Raw genomic sequence first — 20510 nt, 5'->3', positions numbered from 1 at the left:
CGCGCTTACTTGGCGGCAGGCGCGCCGTCGTTGCGCGGGCCGCGGCCGCCGTCACGGCCGCCATCGCGGCGCGGGGCGCTCTTGCGCGGGGCGGCGTCGCGGCGCGGAGCCGGCTTGCGATCGACCTTGGCGACCGGGTTGCCTTCCTCGTCCAGCTCGACGAAGTCGTTGGCGTCGCCCTGGGCGGCGGCCGGCGCGGCGGCCTTGCCTTCGAGGATCGAGTCGGCGGCGGCGCGGGCGTACAGCTGGATCGCGCGGATCGCGTCGTCATTGCCCGGGATGGCGTAGTCGACCAGTTCCGGGTTGTAGTTGGTGTCGACCACGGCGATCACCGGGATGCCGAGCTTCTTGGCTTCCTGCACGGCAATGTCTTCGTGGCCGATGTCGATCACGAACAGCGCGTCGGGCAGGCGGTTCATGTCCTTGATGCCGCCCAGCGAGGCCTGCAGCTTGTCGCGCTCGCGGCGACGGGCCAGCACTTCGTGCTTGACCAGCTTCTCGAAGCTGCCGTCGGTCTCGGCCGCTTCCAGCTCCTTCAGGCGCGAAACGGACTGCTTCACGGTGCGGAAGTTGGTCAGCATGCCGCCGAGCCAGCGCGAGGTGACGAACGGCATGCCGGCGCGGGCGGCCTCTTCGGCCAGCGGCTCGCGCGCCGAGCGCTTGGTGCCGACGAACAGGACGGTGCCGCGCTTCTGCGCCAGACCCGACAGGAAGTTCATCGCGTCGGTGAACAGCGGCAGGGTCTTTTCGAGGTTGATGATGTGGATCTTGCCGCGGGCGCCGAAGATGTACGGGGCCATCTTCGGGTTCCAGTAACGGGTCTGGTGACCGAAATGGACGCCGGCTTCGAGCATCTGGCGCATGGTGACTTGGGCCATGGGTGTAACTCCGATTGTTGAGCCTGGTGACAGGCTCGGGGGTTGGGACCTCCACGCATCCCCGGCTTCGACCGCGACTGGCCCGATGTTGTCGGTGGGCGAGGCGCGGCACCCCGAAGGCGGTGCCGATGCGTGTGTGGCGTTGGTTGGGGTGTTGTACCGCTGGGGGTTACAATCCCGGTTCGCTTTGCGCTGGCCGGGCCGTCAAGACGGGCCTGTCAGGTCTGCAAAACTCCGAAATTGTAGCCGGTCCGCCGGCGGCGCGGCAAGTTGCTGGATTTCCTGGGCTTCTGTCGCCATATGAAGTGGAATCCATGGCCATTACCCTGAAATCCCCCGCAGACCTCGAAGGCATGCGCGTCGCCGGCAAGCTGGCGGCCGAAGTGCTGGCGATGCTCAAGGAATACGTCAAACCCGGCGTCACCACCGAGGAACTGGACCGGCGCGCCTACGAGCACATCGTGAACGTGCAGAAGGCGATTCCTGCCAACGTCGGCTACCACGGCTTCCCGAAGACCCTGTGCACCTCGGTCAACCACGTGATCTGCCATGGCATCCCGAACGAGGGCAAGGTGCTCAAGGACGGCGACATCGTCAACCTCGACGTCACCGTGATCAAGGACGGCTGGCACGGCGACACCAGCCGCATGTACGTCGCCGGCACCCCGTCGGTGCTGGCCAGGCGGCTGGTCGACACCACCTTCGAGGCGATGATGCGCGGCATCCAGGCGGTGCGCCCCGGCGCCACCCTGGGCGACATCGGTCACGCGATCCAGCAGCATGCCGAGGCGGCCGGCTTTTCGGTGGTGCGCGAGTACTGCGGGCACGGCATCGGCAAGGTCTACCACGACGAGCCGCAGGTGTTGCACTACGGCAAGCCCGGCACCGGGGTGGAGCTGAAGAAGGGCATGACCTTCACCGTCGAGCCGATGATCAACGCCGGCAAGCCGCAGACCCGCCAGCTGCCGGACGGCTGGACGGTGGTCACCAAGGACCATTCGCTGTCGGCGCAATGGGAGCACACCATCGCGGTCACCGATAACGGCTTCGAGATCCTCACGCCCTGGCCCGACGCTTGAAGCAGGAGTGAGTGGAGAGGGGCGAGAAACGAGAGCCGGGCACGCGGCGCCTGAAGCCGGATGCCGTGGAGACATGGCAGACTGCCCCTCTCACTCCTCACTTCTCTTCACTCACTCCCCGCTTTTCGCATGCCGACCGGCTCCCCAGTACTTCCTCCCTTGCCGCGCCTGCCGGCGGCGGTGCCGCGTTCGGGCGTCTCGGCCGACGCGCGGCGGGCACTGCGGCAATTGCTGGGCGACGTCGACCGGGTGCTGGCCACGGCGTTTCGCGACGGCGCCGATGCCAGCATGCTGGCGCGGCGGCGCGGCGAATCGGTCGACCGGGTGGTGGCGCACGTATGGACGGCCTGCCTCGGCGACGTGACCGGGGCGGCGCTGTTCGCGGTCGGCGGCTACGGCCGTGGCCTGCTGTTTCCGTATTCGGACGTGGACCTGCTGGCCCTGGTGCAGGCGCCGGAGCCGGCCCGGCGGCGCGCGCTGGAGCAGTTTTTTGCCACGTTGTGGGATATCGGCCTGAAGGTGGGCCATGCGGTACGCGACCCGGCGCAGTGCCGCACGCTGGCCGCGCAGGACGCTAGCGTGTTCACCAGCCTGCTGGACGCCCGTCGGCTGGCGGGCGACCCGGCATTCGATACGCGGCTGCGTGCCGTGGTCGACGATCCCGCGCTGTGGCCGGCGCCGGCGTACCTGGCGGCGCGGCTGGCCGAGCGCGATGCCCGTCACGCCCGTTTCGACGACACCGCCTACAACCTCGAACCGAACCTCAAGGACGGGCCCGGCGGCCTGCGCACGCTTGATTCGCTGCGCTGGCTGGGCCGGCGGCTGGCGCATGCGGGCGAACTCGCCGACATGGTGGCGGAAGGGTTGCTCGATCCGGCCGAGCAGTCCGCGCTGGAGCAGTCCGAGGCCACTTTGCGCCGCTACCGTTACGCGCTGCACCTGGAGGCGGGCCGGCCCGAGGAGCGGTTGCTGTTCGACTACCAGCGTGCGCTGGCCGCGCGGCTGGGCTTCGAGGACGAACACGAAAGAAACCTCGGCGTCGAGCAGTTCATGCAGGGCTATTACCGCGCCGCCAGCCAGGTCGAGCGGCTCGGCATGCAGGTCGCCGAGCGCTTCGTGGAAATGCTGGAGCCCCCGGGCGAGGCGGTGCCCGTGGGTGCCGACTTCATCCGCTACGGCAAGCGCCTGGCGGCGCGCGACCCGCAGCTGTTCATGCGCCGGCCGGCTGCCCTGGTGGAGATCTTCATCGCGCGGCTGGACCAGCCCGGTGTGGTCGGCTTCAGCGCCGACACCATGCGCCGCATCCACCAGGCCACCGCCGCGCATGGCGATGCGCTGGCCGACGACGGCGAGGTGCTGGCCGCGTTCCTGCAGCTGCTGCGCCGTGGCGCGCCGGCGGTGGAGGCACTGTGGCGGATGAACCGGCACGGCCTGCTGGCGGCGATCCTGCCGGCGTTCGGCAAGGTGTTCGGGCGCATGCAGTACGACCTGTTCCATGTCTACACGGTCGATGAACACACCCTGCGCGTGCTGCGCAACCTGGCGCGCTTCGCCGACCCGGCGGCGAAGCGCGAGTTTCCGCTCGGCTGCGAGATATGGCACGGCCTGCCCGCCCCGGAAGTGATGTTGCTGGCGGGGTTGTTCCACGACATCGCCAAGGGGCGCGGCGGCGACCATTCGGTGCTCGGCGCGGAGGATGCGCGGGCGTTCTGCAGCCGGCTCGGGCTGCCGCCGGCCGACGTCGAGCGGGTCGCCTGGCTGGTGCGCTGGCACCTGCTGATGAGCACCACCGCGCAGCGCCAGGACATCACCGACCCGGACGTGGTGCACCGGTTCGCCGACGTGGTCGGCAGCCGCGAGCGGCTAGGCCAGCTGTACCTGCTCACCGTGGCCGACATCATCGGCACCAGCCCGCGGCTGTGGAACGGCTGGAAGGACCGCCTGCTCGCCGACTTGTGCACCAGCACGCGCTACGCCCTGCGCAGCGACGTGGAACTGCCGCGCGACATCGGCGTGCGCGCGCGCGAATGCTCCGAATATGCGCTGGCGCTGCTGCTGAACGAGGGGCATGCCGAGGCCGACGTGGTGCGGGTCTGGGCCGACTTCCCCCAGCTCAGCTTCCTGCGCCACCGGCCGGAGCAGATCGCCTGGCAGACCGCGGCGATCCTGCGGGCGCAGGGCGCGCTGCCGCTGGTGGCCGTGCATCCGCTGTCGGTGCGCGGCAGCACCGAGCTGTTCGTCTACACGCCCGATCGCGACGGCCTGTTCGCCACCATCACCGCGGTGCTGGACCGGTTGCGTTTTTCGGTGCTGGAGGCGCGCATCCTCAGCTCGACGACCGGGATGGCACTGGATACCCTCCTGCTGCTCGACGCGGACAGCCAGCAGCCGGTGAGCGCGGCGCGCGCGGAGGAATTGCAGCAGCGGCTGCAGCGCGCGCTGGCGCAATCGGCCGGCGTGCAGCCGAGCAAGCGCGGCATGTCGCGCCACCAGAAGCATTTCCAGATGACCCCGCAGATCAGTTTCCACGCCGCCGGCGGCCGCACCCAGCTGGCCCTGATCGGTGCCGACCGTCCCGGCCTGCTGGCCGCGGTGGCGCAGGTGATGCTGGCCACCGGGGTACGCGTGCACGACGCGCGTATCGCCACCTTCGGCGAGCGCGTGGAGGATTTCTTCCAGCTCACCGACCGCCACGACGCGCCGCTCGACGAGGCGCTGCAGGGGCGCCTGTTGCAGGCGCTGCTGGAACGGATCGGTCCGGCGCGGGATTGAGCGGCGGCCTGCGCGTTATCATCGCAGCCGCTGCGCATTGCAGCGGCCACGCGGCTTCGCCATGACCTACCTGCTGATCAAGTCGTTGCACCTGCTGTTCGTGATCGCCTGGATGGCCACGGTGTTCTACCTGCCGCGGATCCTGGTGAACATGGCCGAGGCGGCGGACGAGCCGGCGGTGCTGGCGCGGCTGCAGCTGATGGGGCGGCGGCTGTACAAGTTCGGCCACAACATGTTCGGCATCGCGTTCCTGTTCGGCCTGACCCTGTGGCAGGGCTGGCGCGTGTTTCCGCAGACGTTGCCAAACGTGACCGCCGGCACGCACTGGATCGACGCCAAGCTGACCCTGGTCGCCGTGCTGCTGGCGTACTTCATCTGGGCCGGGCGGCTGCTCAAGCGCAGCGAAAAGGGCGGCGCGCTGCCGTCCTCGCGCGCGCTGCGCTGGCTCAACGAGCCGCCGGTGCTGCTGCTGCTGGGCGTGATCTGGCTGGTAATTGCCAAGCCGTTTTGAGGTGGCGTGTAGGAGCGCACCCTGTGCGCGAGCTTTCCGTTACGTGACGAAGAGCCATCGCGCACAGGGTGCGCTCCTACACGTCAGTTGTAGTACTCGCGGTACCACGCGACGAAGCGCGCCACGCCATCCTCGATCGAGGTATGCGGCGCGTAGCCCACGTCACGGCGCAGCGCCGACACGTCGGCCCAGGTGTCCGGCACGTCGCCCGGCTGCATCGGCAGCAGGCGCTTTTCCACGGTACGGCCGAGGTTCTGTTCCAGCAGCTCGATGAAGCGCAGCAGCTGCACCGGCTGGTCGTTGCCGAGGTTGTAGACGCGGTACGGCGCGCTCGAGGTGCCGGGGTTCGGCCGCTCGGCGTCATAAGCCGGGTCCGGTTCGGCCGGGTGGTCCAGCGTGCGGATCACGCCCTTGACGATGTCGTCGACGTAGGTGAAGTCGCGGCTGTGGCGGCCGAAGTTGAACACGTCGATCGGTTCGCCGCGGCTGATCCGGTCGGCGAACAGCATCGGCGACATGTCCGGCCGTCCCCACGGCCCGTACACGGTGAAGAAGCGCAGGCCGGTGGTGGGCAGGCCGTACAGGTGGCTGTAGGTGTGCGCCATCAGCTCGTTCGCCTTCTTGCTGGCGGCGTACAGGCTGACCGGGTGGTCGACCGCGTCCTCCACCGCGAACGGCAGCTTGCGGTTGGCGCCGTAGACCGAGCTGGACGAGGCGTAGACCAGGTGCTCCACGGCGCCGTGGCGGCAGGCTTCGAGGATGTTGACGAAACCGACCAGGTTGCTCGACACGTAGGCCTGCGGGTTCTTCAGCGAATAGCGCACGCCGGCCTGCGCGGCGAGGTTCACCACGCGCTGCGGCCCGAACGTGGCGAACGCATGGTTCACCGCGCCCGCATCGGCCAGGTCGGCGCGCTGGTGGGTGTAGTTCGGGTGGTCGATGAAGCGCGCCAGGCGGGCTTCCTTCAGCGCCGGATCGTAATAGTCGTTGTGGTTGTCGTAGCCGTGGACCACGTCGCCGCGCGCCAGCAGGCGCTGCGCCAGGGCGGCGCCGATGAAGCCGGCGGTGCCGGTGACCAGGATGCGCATGGAGTGTCCTCGGGAGATCGCGGGCATTGTATCGCCGCCGACGGCCGGCGAAGCCACGCCGGCTGCGGATTGACAGGCCATCCAGGCTAAACTAGCGTTTCTGCATCCATCACCAGACAAGGTGGCCCGCGCTGCGCGCCGGCCGAGTGTGCGACATGGCAACTACCCGCTTCCACGACTGACCGCCAGCACGCCTTCGTTTCTTCGTCATCAAAGAAAGGGCGTCATGCCCTTTTTTGCTTTTCCAGAGAAACCTCCATGATTGAAATCACGCTACCCGACGGCAGCAGGAAACCGTTCGACCATCCGGTCACCGTGCAGGACGTGGCCGCCTCGATCGGCGCCGGCCTGGCCAAGGCGACCCTGGCCGGCAAGGTCGACGGCCGGCTGGTCGACGCCAGCTTCCCGATCGAGCATGACGCCAGTGTGCAGATCGTCACCGAGAAGAGTCCCGAGGCGCTGGAGATCCTGCGCCACTCCACCGCGCACCTGATGGGCCAGGCGGTGCAGCGGCTGTTCCCGGGCGCGCAGGTCACGATCGGCCCGGTGATCGACAACGGCTTCTATTACGACTTCGCCTACGAACGCCCGTTCACCCCGGACGACCTGCCCAGGATCGAGGCGGAGATGCACAAGATCGTCGCCGAGCAACTGCCGGTGACGCGCAGCGTGAAGTCGCGCGACGAGGCGGTGGCGTTCTTCCGCGGCATCGGCGAAAACTTCAAGGCGGAGATCATCGAGGGCATTCCGGCCAGCGAGGACCTGTCGCTGTACACGCAAGGCGAGTTCACCGACCTGTGCCGCGGCCCGCACGTGCCGAACACCGGCAAGCTGCACTCGTTCAAGCTGATGAAGGTGGCCGGCGCGTACTGGCGCGGTGATTCGAACAACGCGATGCTCAGCCGCATCTACGGCACCGCCTGGCTCAACGACAAGGACCTCAAGGCCTGGCTGCTCCAACTGGAGGAGGCCGAGAAGCGCGACCATCGCAAGATCGGCAGGCAACTCGACCTGTTCCACCAGCAGGAAGAGAGTCCGGGCATGGTGTTCTGGCACCCGAACGGCTGGGCGATCTGGCAGCAGGTCGAGCAGTACATGCGCGGCGTGTACAGGAAGAGCGGCTACCAGGAGGTGCGCTGCCCGCAGGTGCTGGACGTGTCGCTGTGGAAGAAATCCGGGCACTGGGACAACTACCAGGAAAACATGTTCTTCACCGAGTCGGAGAAGCGTACCTACGCGCTGAAGCCGATGAACTGCCCGGGCCACGTGCAGGTGTTCAACACCGGCCTGCACAGCTACCGCGAACTGCCGATCCGCTACGGCGAGTTCGGCGGCTGCCACCGCAACGAGCCGTCCGGCGCGCTGCACGGCATCATGCGCGTGCGCGCGTTCACCCAGGACGACGGCCACATCTTCTGCACCGCCGGACAGATCGAGTCGGAAGTCACCGCGTTCCACCGGCAGGCGATGCAGGTCTACGCGGACTTCGGCTTCGAGGACATCGGCCTGAAGATCGCTCTGCGCCCGGACAAGCGCATCGGCGACGATGCGGTGTGGGATCGCGCCGAGGCGGCCTTGCGCGCGGCGCTCTCCGCCGCCGGCGTGGCCTGGGAGGAACTGCCGGGCGAGGGCGCGTTCTACGGTCCCAAGATCGAGTACCACATGAAGGACTCGATCGGCCGGGCCTGGCAGGTCGGCACCATGCAGGTCGATTTCATGATGCCCGAGCGGCTCGGCGCCGAGTACGTGGACGAGCATTCGCAGAAGCGGCATCCGGTGATGCTGCACCGGGCCATCGTGGGTTCGATGGAGCGTTTCATCGGCATCCTGATCGAGCACCACGCCGGCCTGCTGCCGGCCTGGCTGGCCCCGGTACAGGCGGTGGTGATCAATATCACCGATGCGCAGGCCGATTACGTCCGCGAAGTGACGCAAACCCTTGTCGACAAAGGTTTCCGGGTACAATCGGATTTGCGCAACGAGAAAGTCGGCTATAAAATCCGCGAGCATACGCTGCAGAAAGTGCCTTATCTTCTCGTGGTCGGTGATCGCGAGAAGGAGACGGGTGCCGTTTCCGTGCGTACCCGTTCCGGCGAGGACCTGGGCAGCATGCCGCTGGCCGGCTTCGTGGAACGACTGGAGACCGAAATCCGGCGCTGAGCGCCGGGCGGTCTGTTTCATCACTTCTTCTGGAGGATCGTGGTATCGCTACCACCGACAACAAGGGCAATCGTCGTAACCTGGAAATCCGCGTGCCGCGCGTGCGCGTGATCGGCCCGGATTCCGAACAGCTCGGCATTCTCTCCCGTGACGAGGCGCTGCGCGCGGCCGAGGAAGCGGGCATGGATCTGGTCGAGATCCAGCCGAACGGCGATCCGCCGGTCTGCCGCATCATGGATTACGGCAAGTTCAAGTTCGAAGCCCAGAAGAAGGCGCAGGCCGCCAAGAAGAAGCAGAAGCAGGTCGAGATCAAGGAAGTGAAGTTCCGTCCGGTCACGGACGTGGGCGACTACCAGATCAAGCTGCGCAACATGCTTCGCTTCCTCGAGGAAGGCGACAAGGTCAAGGTCACCATCCGCTTCCGCGGCCGCGAGATGTCGCACCAGGACCTGGGCCAGAACCTGGCCAAGAAGATCCAGGAAGACGTCGGCGAGAACGGCCTGGTCGAGTCCTTCCCGCGGCTGGAAGGGCGCCAGATGGTCATGATGATCGGCCCGAAGAAGAAATAGGCATCACGGCGCCCATCGCGCCGGGTTGCTTCCGGTAGGAGCGCACCCTGTGCGCGATGCTCTGATGGCGATCGGTGCCAAGAGCATTCGCGCACTGGGTGCGCTCCTACTGGTATCCGGGGGCTGAACTCCGTATAATCGCCTGTTCGACCCGCCTGGAAGGGTCGTGCACCGATCATGGCAGGAAGGAAAGCGTGGCCAGATCCCTCCCGGGATGCCGCCGCCAGATCAGTCAGAAACCGGGCCGTCCCGAGCGGACGAGTCCCACACAAGGAGCATTACCATGCCCAAGATCAAGACCAACCGGGCGGCGGCGAAGCGTTTTCGCAAGACCGCGTCGGGCAAGATCAAGTGCGGCCACGCGTTCAAGTCGCACATCCTGACCAAGAAGTCGACCAAGCTGAAGCGTGGTCTCCGTGCCCCGAACCACCTCAAGGCGTGCGACGCCCCGGGCGTGGCTCGCATGCTGCCGTACTTGTGAGGAGATAGACCATGGCTCGTGTAAAGCGTGGCGTCACCGCCCGTCGTCGTCACAAGAAAATCATCGGCCGCGCCAAGGGCTACTACAACGCCCGCCGCAAGGTCTTCCGCGTCGCCAACCAGGCCGTCGTCAAGGCCGGCCAGTACGCGTACATCGGCCGCAAGCAGCGCAAGCGCCAGTTCCGTGCGTTGTGGATCGTCCGCATCAACGCCGCCGCGCGCATGTTCGGCCTGTCCTACAGCCGCCTGATCAATGGCCTGAGCAAGGCCGGCATCACGGTCGACCGCAAGGTCCTCGCCGATATCGCCGTGCACGACATCAAGGCGTTTGGCGCGATCGCCGAGAAAGCGAAGGCCAGTCTGGCCGCTTGATCGTCGGGCGCTGCGGCGCCAGCACGATATGATGTAAAGCAAGCGGGGAGGAGGCCAACGCCTCCTCCCCGTTTTTGTTGGAAAAATGCTCTCTGCGATTGCCTCCTCTCCTTTTGGGAGAGGATTGAGGTGAGGGTTCGGGGCTTGCCCCATCCTTTATCAAAAGCATGCTTCGAACCGGCGACAACGCAAGAGTGGCCCCTCACCCTGCCCTCTCCCCGAAGGGGAGAGGGGAAGCAGCGAGAAGCGCATCACTATGGATGATCTGGACAGCCGCGCTGCGCAGGCGTTGGCCGAAATCGACAAGGCCGACACGCTGGAGGCGCTCGACGCGCTGCGCGTCGGACTGTTGGGCAAGAACGGCACCGTCACCGCCGCGCTGAAGACGCTGGGCATGCTGGCGCCGGAGGAGCGCAAGCTGCGCGGCGCCGAGGTCAACAAGGTCAAGGAGCGCCTGTCCGACGCCCTGGGTGCACGCAAAGCGAGCCTGGAGCAGGCCGAACTCGATCGTCGCCTTGCCTCCGAGAAGCTCGACATCACGCTGCCCGGGCGCGATGGCGCGCGCGGCGGCATCCATCCGATCACCCGCGCGCTGGAACGCATCGCCTCGATCTTCGCGCGGCTCGGCTACCAGCGCGCCGACGGTCCGGAGATCGAGGACGACTGGCACAACTTCGAGGCGCTGAATTTCCCGCCGCACCATCCGGCGCGCGCGATGCACGACACCTTCTACTTCGGCGACGGCCGCCTGTTGCGCACGCATACCTCGCCGGTGCAGATCCGTTCGATGGCCGGTCGCCAGCCGCCGATCCGCATCATCGCGCCGGGCAAGGTCTACCGCAGCGATTCGGACCAGACCCATTCGCCGATGTTCCACCAGATCGAAGGCCTGCTGGTCGACGAGACCTCCAGCTTCGCCGATCTGAAGGGGACGCTGGCCGAGTTCATCCGCGCGTTCTTCGAGCGCGACTTCGAGATGCGCTTCCGCCCCAGCTATTTCCCGTTCACCGAACCCTCGGCCGAGGTGGACATCCGCTGGGACGCGGAGGGCGGTTCGACGCGCTGGCTCGAGGTGCTGGGTTGCGGCATGGTGCATCCGAACGTGCTGAAGAACTGCGGCATCGATCCGGAACGCTACACCGGCTTCGCCTTCGGCCTGGGCGTCGAGCGCTTCGCCATGCTGCGCTACGGCGTCACCGATCTGCGTGCGTTCTTCGAGAACGATTTGCGGTTCCTGAAGCAGTTCGCGTAAACGCCAGGCAAGGGACACGACATGAAATTTTCCGAAAACTGGCTGCGCGAGCTGGTCGAGATCCGGGCGGACCGCGCCACCCTGGCCCATGCGCTGACCATGGCCGGCCTCGAAGTCGAAGAGCTCACCCCGCTGGGCGATGGCCTTGATGGCGTGGTGGTGGCCGAGATCGTCGCCGCCGAAAAACACCCGGAAGCCGACCGCCTGCGGGTGTGCAAGGTGGATGCGGGGCAGGGCGCGCCGCTCACGATCGTCTGCGGCGCGCCGAATGCGCGCGTGGGCATCAAGGTGCCGCTGGCCACGGTGGGCGCGGTCCTGCCGGGCGGCATCACGATCAAGGCGGCCAAGCTGCGCGGCGTGGAGTCGTTCGGCATGTTGTGCTCGGCCAAGGAGCTGGGCCTCGACGCCGACGCCTCGGGCCTGCTGGAGTTGCCGCCGGATGCGCCGGTCGGCCAGCCGCTGGCGGGCTACCTCGGCCTGCCCGATGCCAGCATCGAGCTGAAGCTCACCCCGAACCGTCCGGATTGCCTGGGCCTCTACGGCCTCGCGCACGACGTGGCCGCGCTGTTCGGCAGCCGCGTGAAAACCGGCGAGCAGGGGCCGGCAGCGGTGACCAGCGAGGCCCGTCGCGGCATCCGGCTGGAAGCCGGCAAGGATGCGCCGCGCTATCTCGGCCGCATCGTCGAGGGCATCGACCCGGCCGCACGCACGCCGCTGTGGCTGGCCGAGCGCCTGCGCCGTGCCGGCCTGCGCCCGATCAGCGCGGTGGTCGACGTCACCAACTACGTGATGCTGGAACTGGGCCAGCCGCTGCATGCGTTCGACAACGACACGCTGGAAGGCGACGTCGTGGTGCGCCACGCGCGCAGCGGCGAGACGCTGAAGCTGCTCGACGGCTGCGAGGCGAAGCTGGACGAAGGGTTCGTGCTGGTCGCCGACGAGAAGAAGCCACTGGCGGTAGCCGGCGTGATGGGCGGCTACGATTCGCGCGTCACCGACGCCACCCGCAACGTCTTCCTGGAGTCCGCGCACTTCGCGCCGGCCGCGATCATGGGCCGTGCCCGCAAGCTGGGCCTGCACACCGATGCCTCGCACCGCTTCGAGCGCGGCGTCGATCCCGAGCTGCCGCATCGTGCGCTGGAGCGTGCCACCGAATTGCTGCTGGCGATCGCCGGCGGCCGGGCCGGCCCCGTGCTGGTGGCGGAGAACCCGGCCGACCTGCCGCGGCCCGCGCCGGTCCCCTTGCGTCGTGCGCGCCTGAAGCGCGTGCTCGGCGTGGACGTGGCCGATGCCGAAGTGGCACGCATCTTCACCGCGCTGGGCATGCGGGTGGAGGCGACCGCCGACGGCTGGCGGATCACCGCGCCAAGCAGCCGCTTCGACATCGAGCGCGAGGAGGACCTGATCGAGGAGGTCGCGCGGATCTTCGGCTACGACAACATTCCCACCGCGACGCCGGCCGGCGCGCTGACCCTGGCGATCGAGCCGGAGGCGCGCATCGGCGAGCTGGCGCTGCGCGAGCAACTGGCCGCGCGCGACTACTACGAGGCCGTCAATCTGTCGTTCGTGGCGGCCGACCTGCTGGCGGACTGGGGCTTCACCGAGCGGCTGGTGCCGCTGGCCAATCCGCTGTCGGCCGACCTGGCGATCATGCGGCCATCGTTGCTGCCGGGGCTGATCGAGGCGCTGCGCCACAACCGCGCGCGCCAGCAGGAGCGGGTGCGGCTGTTCGAGCTGGCGCGGGTATTTCATCAAGGCGCATCCCCGCGCGAAGAACTGGCCATCCCTGGCCGGACTTCTCAACAAAGCGGTCCCCCGGTGGAAACGCCAAGCCTGGCCATCGTGGCCTGCGGCAATGCCCGTGCCGAGCAGTGGGGCGAGCTGGCGCGTCCGCTGGACTTCCACGACCTCAAGGGCGACCTGGACGCCCTGATCGCCTGGGGCGGCGAGCCGCAGCGCTGGTCGGTGCATGCCGACGGCCTGCCGGGCTGGCTGCATCCGGGTCGTGGCGCGCGGATCGTCCGCGATGGCGTGACGGCGGGCTACCTGGGCGCGCTGCACCCGCAGCTGGCCAGGGTGTTGGACCTGGGTGCCGACGTGCACGTGCTGGAGCTGGCCCTGGAGCCGCTGCTGGCGCGCCGCCTGCCGCAGGCACGGGCGGTGCCAAGGTTCCCCGCGGTGCGCCGCGACATCGCGGTGGACCTGCCGGAATCGGTCAGCTGGTCACAGATCGAGCAGACGGTCCGCCGCACGCTGGGCGAGCGACTGAAGGAATTGCGCCTGTTCGACCGCTACAGCGGCAAGGGAGTCGAAGCAGGCCGAAAAAGCCTCGCTATGGGCTTGATTTTGCAGGACGCTTCACGCACCCTTACCGACGACGACGCGGACCGTTGCGTACGTGAAGCGATAGCTGCGTTGGAGCAATCATGCAAGGCGAAGCTGCGAGGATGAGATGGCGCTGACCAAGGCGGAAATGGCCGAGCGGCTTTTCCTCGACGTGGGCCTCAACAAGCGCGAGGCGAAGGAATTCGTGGACGCCTACTTCGAGGTGGTCCGCGAAGCCCTGGAAAGCGGCGAGCAGGTGAAGCTGTCCGGTTTCGGCAACTTCGACCTGCGGCTGAAGAACCAGCGGCCGGGGCGCAACCCGAAGACCGGCGAGGAGATCCCGATCTCCGCCCGGCGCGTGGTGACGTTCCGGCCAGGGCAGAAACTCAAGGTAAGAGTCGAGGGCTATGCTGGACCAAGGGAATAACACCGAACTGCCTGCCATCCCGGCCAAGCGCTACTTCACCATCGGTGAGGTCGGCGAGTTGTGCGGTGTGAAGCCCCACGTGCTGCGCTACTGGGAGCAGGAGTTTCCCGCGCTCAATCCGGTCAAGCGCCGCGGCAACCGCCGCTATTATCAGCGCCACGACGTGCTGATGATCCGCCAGATCCGTTCGCTGCTGTACGACGAAGGGTTCACCATCACCGGCGCGCGCGCGCGGCTGGAAGGCCCGCAGGCGCGGATGGAGGCGAGCATGTCGCACCAGATCGTGCGCCAGGTGCGGATGGAACTGGAGGAAGTGCTGGCGCTGCTGCGCCGCTGACTTCCGGACCGCCTGCACAAGCTGCTAGACTTGCCAGCTTGCCGTAGCGTCGGGGCGTAGCGCAGCCTGGTAGCGCATCTGCCTGGGGGGCAGAGGGTCGTCGGTTCGAATCCGGCCGCCCCGACCAATTCGGAAGATTCGACAGAAACGGCGCCCTGGCGCCGTTTCCTGTTTTCGCCGGCGGTGCATGCGGCCGGGCAAGACGGTGGTGCACCGGGTGCGTGCCGTGGGGTAGGCTCCGGCTGGAGCTTTCCACATCCGGGAGATACCGTCATGCCGTCGAACAGCTGTCATCCCTGCGCGCCGCACGTGAAGTTGAAGGCTCCCGACTGGTACGTTTCGGCGTTGATGCTGGATCGTGCGCTGGACGCGATCCTGCGACGGGTGAAGAAGCTCGACCGCACGCACGACATTCCCTACCTCGCCGGCTACAGCAAGGACGGCAAGACCATCTACATCGACCGTCACCTGCCGAAGAGCTTCACGTTCCGCGGGCGCACCGTCGAGGTGGACCGCTTCCTGATCCTGCACGAGGAAGTGGAAAAGACCCTGATCGACCAGTTGGGCCTGCACTATCTGCATGCGCACCAGATCGCGACGCGCGCCGAGGAAGCGGCGGTGAACGCCGAGCGGATCACCTGGGCCGCCTACGACCGCTTCATGCAGAAGTACGTGAAGTCGGTCGGCGACGAGCGCCTGACCAGGGTGCCGGCGGATCTCGACCTCAAGCCTTACCGCGATTACCACGACTACGACCTGCTGCAGCGGATGCTGCGGGGCATCGACGAGGGTCGGCTTTCCGGGCCGGACGCCAGCGCGAAGAAGCGCGACGAGTTGAAGGCCTATGCGGACGCGTTCCGCGAGGAGCGTCGCCTGGAGCGCAGCCGTGTCTCTGCCAAGTCGGCCGGCGCGCGCAAGGGATCGGCAGGCGCCGCCGCGGCGAAGCTGGCGTCGGAGAAAAAGATGGCGGCAGGCAGGCCTGCCCAAACCAGGCGGACACGCGTATCCGGCCGCTCCGGTTGACGCGAAGAGCGCATCGCTAATTCTTGCGTTCAGTCCCCAGGAAGGCATCTGAACCGCAGGCATGGGCGGCGCGTGCGACCCACTGGCGCCGCGTCGGAACAGCTCCGTAGGATGCGCCTCACGGACGCCGGTGGCGCCGGTGTCCGTCATCCCAAACCAGAACCGACGGAGACACACCATGAAGATCCAGTCCCTGCTTGTCGCCACCCTGCTGGTTGCCGTCGCGGGCACGACCGTGTGCGTCGCGAAGGACGTCGACACCAAGTGGCAGAAGCACCATCCGCGCCGCGAACAGGTCAACAACCGCCTGCATCGCCAGAACGCGCGCATCCATGAAGAAGTGAAGGAAGGCGACATGAGCAAGGCCCAGGCGGCCAAGCTGCACCAGGACGATCGCCAGATCCGCCAGGAAGAGCGCGACATGGCCAGCCAGGACCACAGCCACGTCACCAAGCAGGAACAGAAGACGCTGAACCAGCAGGAAAACCAGGTCAGCAAGGACATCGGCCACTGAGATCGGCCGGCGTGTCGCGGTGGTGACACGAGGGGCGCTGCGGCGCCCCTCGTGTCGTCAGTACAGCACGCGGCTACGCAGCGTGCCCGGGATCGCCGCCAGCTTCGCCTTCAGGTCGCTGGCCTGGGCCTCGTCGGCGCTGACGTCGATCACCACGTAGCCGACTTCGCCGTCGGTTTGCAGGAACTGCGCGTCGATATTGATGTTGCCGGCCGAGAACAGTTCGTTGATGCGCGACAACATGCCCGGCACGTTGCGGTGGATGTGCAGCAGGCGGCGGCTGTGCGGGTGCTCGGGCAGGGTGACTTCCGGGAAGTTCACCGCCGACAGGGTCGAGCCGTTGTCGCTGTAGCGGATCAGCTTGCTGGCGACCTCGATGCCGATGTTGTCCTGCGCCTCCAGCGTGCTGCCGCCGATGTGCGGCGTGAGGATCACGTTGTCCATGCCGACCAGCGCCGAGACGAAGGGGTCGTCGTTGCCCTTGGGCTCGCTCGGGAACACGTCCACCGCCGCGCCGGCCAGGTGGCCCTCGCGCAGCGCCGCGGCCAGCGCGTCGATGTCCACCACGCTGCCACGCGAGGCGTTGATCAGCATCGCGCCGGCGCGCATCTTCGCCAGCTGCCCGTGGCGAATCATCAGCTGCGTGGCGGGGGTTTCCGGCACGTGCAGGGTGACCACATCGGCGCGCTCCAGCAGTTCGTCCAGGCTGGAGACGGCACGGGCATTGCCCAGCGCCAGCTTGGTCTCGATGTCGTGGAAGATCACCCGCATGCCCAGGCTCTCGGCCAGCACGCCGACCTGGGTGCCGATGTGGCCGTAGCCGACGATGCCCAGCACCTTGTCGCGGGTTTCGTAGCTGCCGCTGGCCGACTTGGACCAGCCGCCGCGATGGCACTGCGCGTTCTTCTGCGGGATGCCGCGCAGCAGCATGATCGCCTCGGCGATCACCAGTTCGGCCACGCTGCGGGTGTTGGAATAGGGCGCGTTGAACACGGGCACGCCGAGCTTGCGCGCGGCGCCCAGGTCCACCTGGTTGGTGCCGATGCAGAAGCAGCCCACGGCGATCAGCCGCTTGGCCTGCGCCAGCACCTCGGCAGTGAGCTGGGTACGCGAGCGGATGCCGATGATGTGCGCGTCGCTGATGCGCGCCTTCAGTTCGGCTTCCGGCAACGATTTCGCATGCAGTTCGACCTGGCTGTAGCCGGCACGGTGGAAACTTTCGACCGCGCTGGCGCTGACACCCTCCAGCAGCAATACCTTGATGTCCTGGCGGGGGTAGGAGGTCTGCATCGTCGGTCCTGGCAAGGGGTGGAGGCCCTACTATGCCAGAGTCGGAGACGATTTGCGGCACTGCAACACTGGACGCGGCGCGAGGCGGCTGGCAGGCTGTGGGCATGATTCCGGAGCCCAGCATGTCCGACCCTCGCCTCACCGAATTGTCCGGCTGCTTGCCCGGGCTGCGCCTGCTCACCGCATCCGCCGACCTGGAGCATTACGGCCGCGACTGGACCCGCCGCTGGACGCCCGCGCCGCTGGCGGTCGCCCTGCCGGCCAGCACGGAAGAGGTGCTGGCGATCATGCGCTGGGCGAACGAGCGGCGCGTGGCGATCGTGCCGTCCGGCGGGCGCACCGGCCTGTCCGGCGGCGCGGTGGCGGCGAACGGCGAGCTGGTGCTGAGCCTGGAGCGGATGAACCGGGTGCTGGGTTTCGATGCCGTCGATCGCACGCTCAGCGTGCAGCCGGGGGTGATCCTGCAGCACGTGCACGAGGCCGCGCACGGGCATGGGCTGGTCTATCCGGTCGATTTTGCGGCGCGCGGCTCGTGCTCGATCGGCGGCAACATCGCCACCAATGCCGGCGGTATCCGGGTGATCCGCTACGGCAATACGCGCGAGTGGATCGCCGGGCTGAAGGTGGTCACCGGCCACGGTGAATTGCTAGAACTCAACCGCGGCCTGATCAAGAACTCCAGCGGCTACGATTTCCGCCAGCTGATGGTCGGCTCGGAGGGCACCCTGGGCATCGTGGTGGAGGCCACGCTCAGGCTGACCGACCCGCCGCCGCCGTCGCAGGTGATGCTGCTGGCGCTGCCGGACATGGATGCGTTGATGCAGGTGTTCGCGCTGTTCCGTACGCGGCTGCCGCTGCAGGCGTTCGAGTTCTTCACCGACCACGCGCTGCGGCACGTGCTGGCCCACGGCGCGCAGCGCGCCATCGCCGGCGACCACCCGTACTACGTGGTGACCGAGTTCGACGCGGCCGACGAACGGCAGCAGGAGGCCGCTCTGGCCGCGTTCGAGCAGGCGCTGGAGCGTGGCTGGGTCAGCGACGGCGTGATCGCGCAGAGCGAGGCGCAGGCTGCCGCGTTGTGGCGGCTGCGCGAGGGCATCACCGAAAGCCTGGCGCCGCGGCGGCCGTACAAGAACGACGTGTCGGTGCGGATCAGTGCAGTGCCGGCGTTCCTGCACGAGATGCAGGCGCTGCTGGCGCGCGAGTATCCGCGGGCCGAGGTGGTCTGGTTCGGCCATATCGGCGACGGCAACCTGCATATCAACGTGTTGCGCCCGGACGGCCTGGCCGAGGACGCGTTCATCGCCCAGTGCGAACACGTCACCGCATTGCTGGCCGCGACGCTGCAGCGCCACGGCGGCAGCATCTCGGCCGAGCACGGCATCGGCCTGGTCAAGCGGGCGTATCTGGACAGCACCCGCAGCGCGGCGGAAATCGCGCTGATGCGGGGCGTGCGCAAGGTGTTCGATCCCAACGGTATCCTCAATCCGGGCAAGCTGTTCGCGGACGGCTGAAGGCCCGCAAGCCGCGCCCGTGCTAGGCTTGGCGGCTTGTCTGTTGATTCGAGGGAGCCGTCATGCCGTCGTCGCCGCTGCGTTCGCTGTATCCCGAGATCGAGCCGTTCGACAGCGGCTTCCTGCCGGTCTCGCCGCTGCACACGCTGTACTACGAGCAGAGCGGCAACCCGCACGGCAAGCCGGTGGTGTTCCTGCACGGCGGCCCGGGCGGCGGCACCAATCCGAAATGCCGGCGCTTCTTCGACCCGGCGGTCTACCGCATCGTGCTGTTCGACCAGCGCGGTTGCGGCCGGTCCACGCCGCACGCCGAACTGGCCGACAACACCACCTGGGACCTGGTCGCCGACATCGAGCGCGTGCGCCGGCATCTGGGGATCGACCGCTGGCAGGTGTTCGGCGGCTCGTGGGGCTCCACGCTGGCGCTGGCCTATGCGCAGACGCATCCGGACAAGGTCACCGAGCTGGTGTTGCGCGGCATCTTCATGCTGCGCCGCTGGGAGCTGGAGTGGTTCTACCAGAAGGGCTGCGACGCGCTGTATCCGGATGCGTGGGAAACCTACCTGGCGGCGATCCCCGAAGTGGAGCGCGGCGACCTGATCAGCGCCTACCACCGCCGCCTGACCGGCCCGGACGCGAAGGCGCGCATCGACGCGGCGCGCGCCTGGTCGGTATGGGAGGGCGCCACCAGCTTCCTGTGGCAGGACAAGTCGCACATCGAGTCCAGCGCCGAGGACGAGTTCGCGCTGGCGTTCGCGCGCATCGAGTGCCACTACTTCGTCAACGGCGGCTTCTTCGAGCACGACGACCAGTTGCTGCGCAACGTCGAGCGCATCCGCAACATCCCGGCGGTGATCGTGCAGGGCCGCTACGACGTGGTCTGTCCGCTGCGCAGCGCGTGGGACCTGCATCGCGCCTGGCCCGAGGCCGACCTGCGCATCGTGCAGGATGCCGGCCACTCGGCGTTCGAGCCGGGCAACGTGCACGAGCTGGTGGAGGCGACCGACCGCTTCCGCCGCTGAGGTGAGCGATGGCGGGCAGGAGCCCGCTTGCGGGCGATGCTCCTGCCTTGATCGCCATTTGGGGTCGGCCAAAAGCATCGCCCGCAAGCGGGCTCCTACGCTGTCGGTGTCGGGTCAATCGTTCGCCGGCAACTGCTTGGTGCCGAAGATCTTGTCGCCGGCGTCGCCGAGGCCGGGCAGGATGTAGCCGTGCTCGTTCAGGCGTTCGTCGATCGCGGCGGTGTAGATCTCGATGTCGGGATGCACCGCCTCGATGCGCTTCAGGCCTTCCGGCGCGGCGACCAGAAACAGCCCCTTGATGCGCTTGCAGCCCGCCGCCTTCAGCATGTCGACGGTGGCGACCAGGGTGCCGGCGGTGGCCAGCATCGGGTCCACGATCAGGGCGATGCGCTCGTCCATGCGGCCGCTGAGTTTTTCGTAGTAGGCGACCGGCTGCAGCGAATGCTCGTCGCGCTGCAGGCCGACCACGCTGACCTTGGCGGCCGGGATCATGTCGAGCACGCCGGGCAGCATGCCCAGGCCGGCGCGCAGGATCGGCACGATGGTGATCTTCTTGCCCTTGATCCGGTGCACCAGCAACGGGCCGGCCCAGCCCTGGATCTGCTCCTCGACGGTTTCCAGGTCCTTGGTGGCCTCGTAGGTGAGCAGCGCGGCGACCTCGGAGGCCAGCTCGCGGAAATCCTTGGTGCTGATGCCGGCGCGGCGCATCAGGCCGAGCTTGTGCTGGATCAGCGGATGGCGGACTTCGGCGATCTTCATGGGCGGCTGTCTTCCGGGCGTCGGGGCGCGACAGTCGGGGAGCTTAACGAAGCGGGACCCAGGGGGGGGGGGGGGGGGGGGGGGGTGGGGGGGGGGGGGGGGGGGGGGGGGGGGGGGGGGGGGGGGGGGGGGGGGGGG

General features: G+C 67.8%; 19 protein-coding genes and 1 tRNA gene. 16 read left to right on the top strand and 4 right to left on the bottom strand.

All coding sequences use genetic code 11. From position 1 onward, the window contains the following. Positions 1–5: 5 nt before the first annotated feature. Positions 6–878 carry a 30S ribosomal protein S2 gene (rpsB, locus tag AC3WRN_RS13445; RefSeq protein WP_007512047.1) on the bottom strand — a complete coding sequence of 291 codons (873 nt, stop codon included), beginning with the start codon at positions 876–878 and terminating at the stop codon, positions 6–8. A gap of 314 nt (positions 879–1192) precedes the next feature. Here rpsB and map point away from each other — a divergent pair, with 314 nt between their 5' ends. The 3 genes from map (at position 1193) to AC3WRN_RS13430 (ending at position 5240) form a co-directional block, all read left to right on the top strand. Continuing rightward, complete coding sequence (map, locus tag AC3WRN_RS13440; protein WP_492623358.1) at positions 1193–1957, top strand: type I methionyl aminopeptidase; 765 nt, start codon at positions 1193–1195, stop codon at positions 1955–1957. A gap of 129 nt (positions 1958–2086) precedes the next feature. Next, the gene (gene glnD / locus AC3WRN_RS13435) at positions 2087–4729 is read left to right on the top strand and encodes a [protein-PII] uridylyltransferase (RefSeq protein WP_492623357.1); all 2643 of its coding nucleotides are present in this window, start codon (positions 2087–2089) and stop codon (positions 4727–4729) included. Positions 4730–4790: 61 nt separating this feature from the next. Next, the gene (locus tag AC3WRN_RS13430) at positions 4791–5240 is read left to right on the top strand and encodes a CopD family protein (protein ID WP_068096388.1); all 450 of its coding nucleotides are present in this window, start codon (positions 4791–4793) and stop codon (positions 5238–5240) included. 83 nt (positions 5241–5323) lie between these two features. Here the strand turns inward: AC3WRN_RS13430 and AC3WRN_RS13425 are convergent, their stop codons facing one another. Continuing rightward, the gene (locus AC3WRN_RS13425; protein WP_492623356.1) at positions 5324–6328 is read right to left on the bottom strand and encodes an NAD-dependent epimerase; all 1005 of its coding nucleotides are present in this window, start codon (positions 6326–6328) and stop codon (positions 5324–5326) included. A gap of 258 nt (positions 6329–6586) precedes the next feature. Between AC3WRN_RS13425 and thrS the strand changes: the two genes are divergently transcribed. The 11 genes from thrS (at position 6587) to AC3WRN_RS13370 (ending at position 15787) form a co-directional block, all read left to right on the top strand. Continuing rightward, positions 6587–8488, top strand: coding sequence for a threonine--tRNA ligase (thrS, locus tag AC3WRN_RS13420; RefSeq protein WP_068096391.1), 1902 nt, complete (start codon positions 6587–6589; stop codon positions 8486–8488). Between the two features lie 44 nt (positions 8489–8532). Then, positions 8533–9057, top strand: a complete 525-nt coding sequence (gene infC, locus AC3WRN_RS13415; RefSeq protein ID WP_317616006.1) for a translation initiation factor IF-3 — start codon at positions 8533–8535, stop codon at positions 9055–9057. Positions 9058–9340: 283 nt separating this feature from the next. Further along, the gene (gene rpmI, locus AC3WRN_RS13410) at positions 9341–9538 is read left to right on the top strand and encodes a 50S ribosomal protein L35 (protein ID WP_008213504.1); all 198 of its coding nucleotides are present in this window, start codon (positions 9341–9343) and stop codon (positions 9536–9538) included. Between the two features lie 11 nt (positions 9539–9549). Further along, complete coding sequence (gene rplT / locus AC3WRN_RS13405; RefSeq protein WP_027493824.1) at positions 9550–9909, top strand: 50S ribosomal protein L20; 360 nt, start codon at positions 9550–9552, stop codon at positions 9907–9909. A 256-nt stretch (positions 9910–10165) separates the two neighbouring features. After that, positions 10166–11161: a phenylalanine--tRNA ligase subunit alpha gene (gene pheS, locus AC3WRN_RS13400; protein ID WP_492623355.1), complete on the top strand. Its 996-nt coding sequence runs from the start codon at positions 10166–10168 to the stop codon at positions 11159–11161. Between the two features lie 21 nt (positions 11162–11182). Further along, positions 11183–13612, top strand: coding sequence for a phenylalanine--tRNA ligase subunit beta (pheT, locus tag AC3WRN_RS13395; RefSeq protein WP_492623354.1), 2430 nt, complete (start codon positions 11183–11185; stop codon positions 13610–13612). A 1-nt stretch (position 13613) separates the two neighbouring features. Then, positions 13614–13913 carry an integration host factor subunit alpha gene (gene ihfA, locus AC3WRN_RS13390; protein ID WP_063089695.1) on the top strand — a complete coding sequence of 100 codons (300 nt, stop codon included), beginning with the start codon at positions 13614–13616 and terminating at the stop codon, positions 13911–13913. After that, positions 13894–14250 (top strand): MerR family transcriptional regulator, encoded by a 357-nt coding sequence (locus AC3WRN_RS13385; protein ID WP_068096398.1) that lies wholly within the window; start codon positions 13894–13896, stop codon positions 14248–14250. Before ihfA ends, AC3WRN_RS13385 begins: the two co-directional genes overlap by 20 nt. 50 nt (positions 14251–14300) lie before the next feature. After that, positions 14301–14377, top strand: a tRNA-Pro gene (locus AC3WRN_RS13380). 146 nt (positions 14378–14523) lie between these two features. After that, the gene (locus tag AC3WRN_RS13375; protein ID WP_492623353.1) at positions 14524–15273 is read left to right on the top strand and encodes a hypothetical protein; all 750 of its coding nucleotides are present in this window, start codon (positions 14524–14526) and stop codon (positions 15271–15273) included. A 178-nt stretch (positions 15274–15451) separates the two neighbouring features. Continuing rightward, positions 15452–15787: a hypothetical protein gene (locus tag AC3WRN_RS13370; protein WP_068096400.1), complete on the top strand. Its 336-nt coding sequence runs from the start codon at positions 15452–15454 to the stop codon at positions 15785–15787. A 57-nt stretch (positions 15788–15844) separates the two neighbouring features. Here AC3WRN_RS13370 and serA read toward each other — a convergent pair whose 3' ends face one another. Then, positions 15845–17077 (bottom strand): phosphoglycerate dehydrogenase, encoded by a 1233-nt coding sequence (serA, locus tag AC3WRN_RS13365; protein WP_068096401.1) that lies wholly within the window; start codon positions 17075–17077, stop codon positions 15845–15847. A gap of 122 nt (positions 17078–17199) precedes the next feature. Here serA and AC3WRN_RS13360 point away from each other — a divergent pair, with 122 nt between their 5' ends. Further along, positions 17200–18591 carry an FAD-binding oxidoreductase gene (locus AC3WRN_RS13360; RefSeq protein WP_492623352.1) on the top strand — a complete coding sequence of 464 codons (1392 nt, stop codon included), beginning with the start codon at positions 17200–17202 and terminating at the stop codon, positions 18589–18591. Positions 18592–18653: 62 nt separating this feature from the next. Continuing rightward, positions 18654–19613, top strand: a complete 960-nt coding sequence (pip, locus tag AC3WRN_RS13355; RefSeq protein WP_492623351.1) for a prolyl aminopeptidase — start codon at positions 18654–18656, stop codon at positions 19611–19613. 114 nt (positions 19614–19727) lie between these two features. Here pip and upp read toward each other — a convergent pair whose 3' ends face one another. Further along, a complete protein-coding gene (gene upp / locus AC3WRN_RS13350; RefSeq protein ID WP_492623350.1) occupies positions 19728–20372 on the bottom strand; it encodes a uracil phosphoribosyltransferase in 645 nt (214 codons plus the stop codon). Between the last annotated feature and the right edge of the window lie 138 nt (positions 20373–20510).

The organism is Rhodanobacter sp. FW101-FHT13A11 (assembly GCF_058790335.1).
Note: the sequence above shows the minus strand (reverse complement) of the source record. Positions and strands in the feature narration are given on the sequence as shown.

Coding starts and splice junctions, on each gene's coding strand:
- rpsB (WP_007512047.1), bottom strand. CDS start 878: ATGGCCCAAGTCACCATGCGCCAGATGCTCGAAGCCGGCGTCCATTTC.
- map (WP_492623358.1), top strand. CDS start 1,193: ATGGCCATTACCCTGAAATCCCCCGCAGACCTCGAAGGCATGCGCGTC.
- glnD (WP_492623357.1), top strand. CDS start 2,087: ATGCCGACCGGCTCCCCAGTACTTCCTCCCTTGCCGCGCCTGCCGGCG.
- AC3WRN_RS13430 (WP_068096388.1), top strand. CDS start 4,791: ATGACCTACCTGCTGATCAAGTCGTTGCACCTGCTGTTCGTGATCGCC.
- AC3WRN_RS13425 (WP_492623356.1), bottom strand. CDS start 6,328: ATGCGCATCCTGGTCACCGGCACCGCCGGCTTCATCGGCGCCGCCCTG.
- thrS (WP_068096391.1), top strand. CDS start 6,587: ATGATTGAAATCACGCTACCCGACGGCAGCAGGAAACCGTTCGACCAT.
- rpmI (WP_008213504.1), top strand. CDS start 9,341: ATGCCCAAGATCAAGACCAACCGGGCGGCGGCGAAGCGTTTTCGCAAG.
- rplT (WP_027493824.1), top strand. CDS start 9,550: ATGGCTCGTGTAAAGCGTGGCGTCACCGCCCGTCGTCGTCACAAGAAA.
- pheS (WP_492623355.1), top strand. CDS start 10,166: ATGGATGATCTGGACAGCCGCGCTGCGCAGGCGTTGGCCGAAATCGAC.
- pheT (WP_492623354.1), top strand. CDS start 11,183: ATGAAATTTTCCGAAAACTGGCTGCGCGAGCTGGTCGAGATCCGGGCG.
- ihfA (WP_063089695.1), top strand. CDS start 13,614: ATGGCGCTGACCAAGGCGGAAATGGCCGAGCGGCTTTTCCTCGACGTG.
- AC3WRN_RS13385 (WP_068096398.1), top strand. CDS start 13,894: ATGCTGGACCAAGGGAATAACACCGAACTGCCTGCCATCCCGGCCAAG.
- AC3WRN_RS13375 (WP_492623353.1), top strand. CDS start 14,524: ATGCCGTCGAACAGCTGTCATCCCTGCGCGCCGCACGTGAAGTTGAAG.
- AC3WRN_RS13370 (WP_068096400.1), top strand. CDS start 15,452: ATGAAGATCCAGTCCCTGCTTGTCGCCACCCTGCTGGTTGCCGTCGCG.
- serA (WP_068096401.1), bottom strand. CDS start 17,077: ATGCAGACCTCCTACCCCCGCCAGGACATCAAGGTATTGCTGCTGGAG.
- AC3WRN_RS13360 (WP_492623352.1), top strand. CDS start 17,200: ATGTCCGACCCTCGCCTCACCGAATTGTCCGGCTGCTTGCCCGGGCTG.
- pip (WP_492623351.1), top strand. CDS start 18,654: ATGCCGTCGTCGCCGCTGCGTTCGCTGTATCCCGAGATCGAGCCGTTC.
- upp (WP_492623350.1), bottom strand. CDS start 20,372: ATGAAGATCGCCGAAGTCCGCCATCCGCTGATCCAGCACAAGCTCGGC.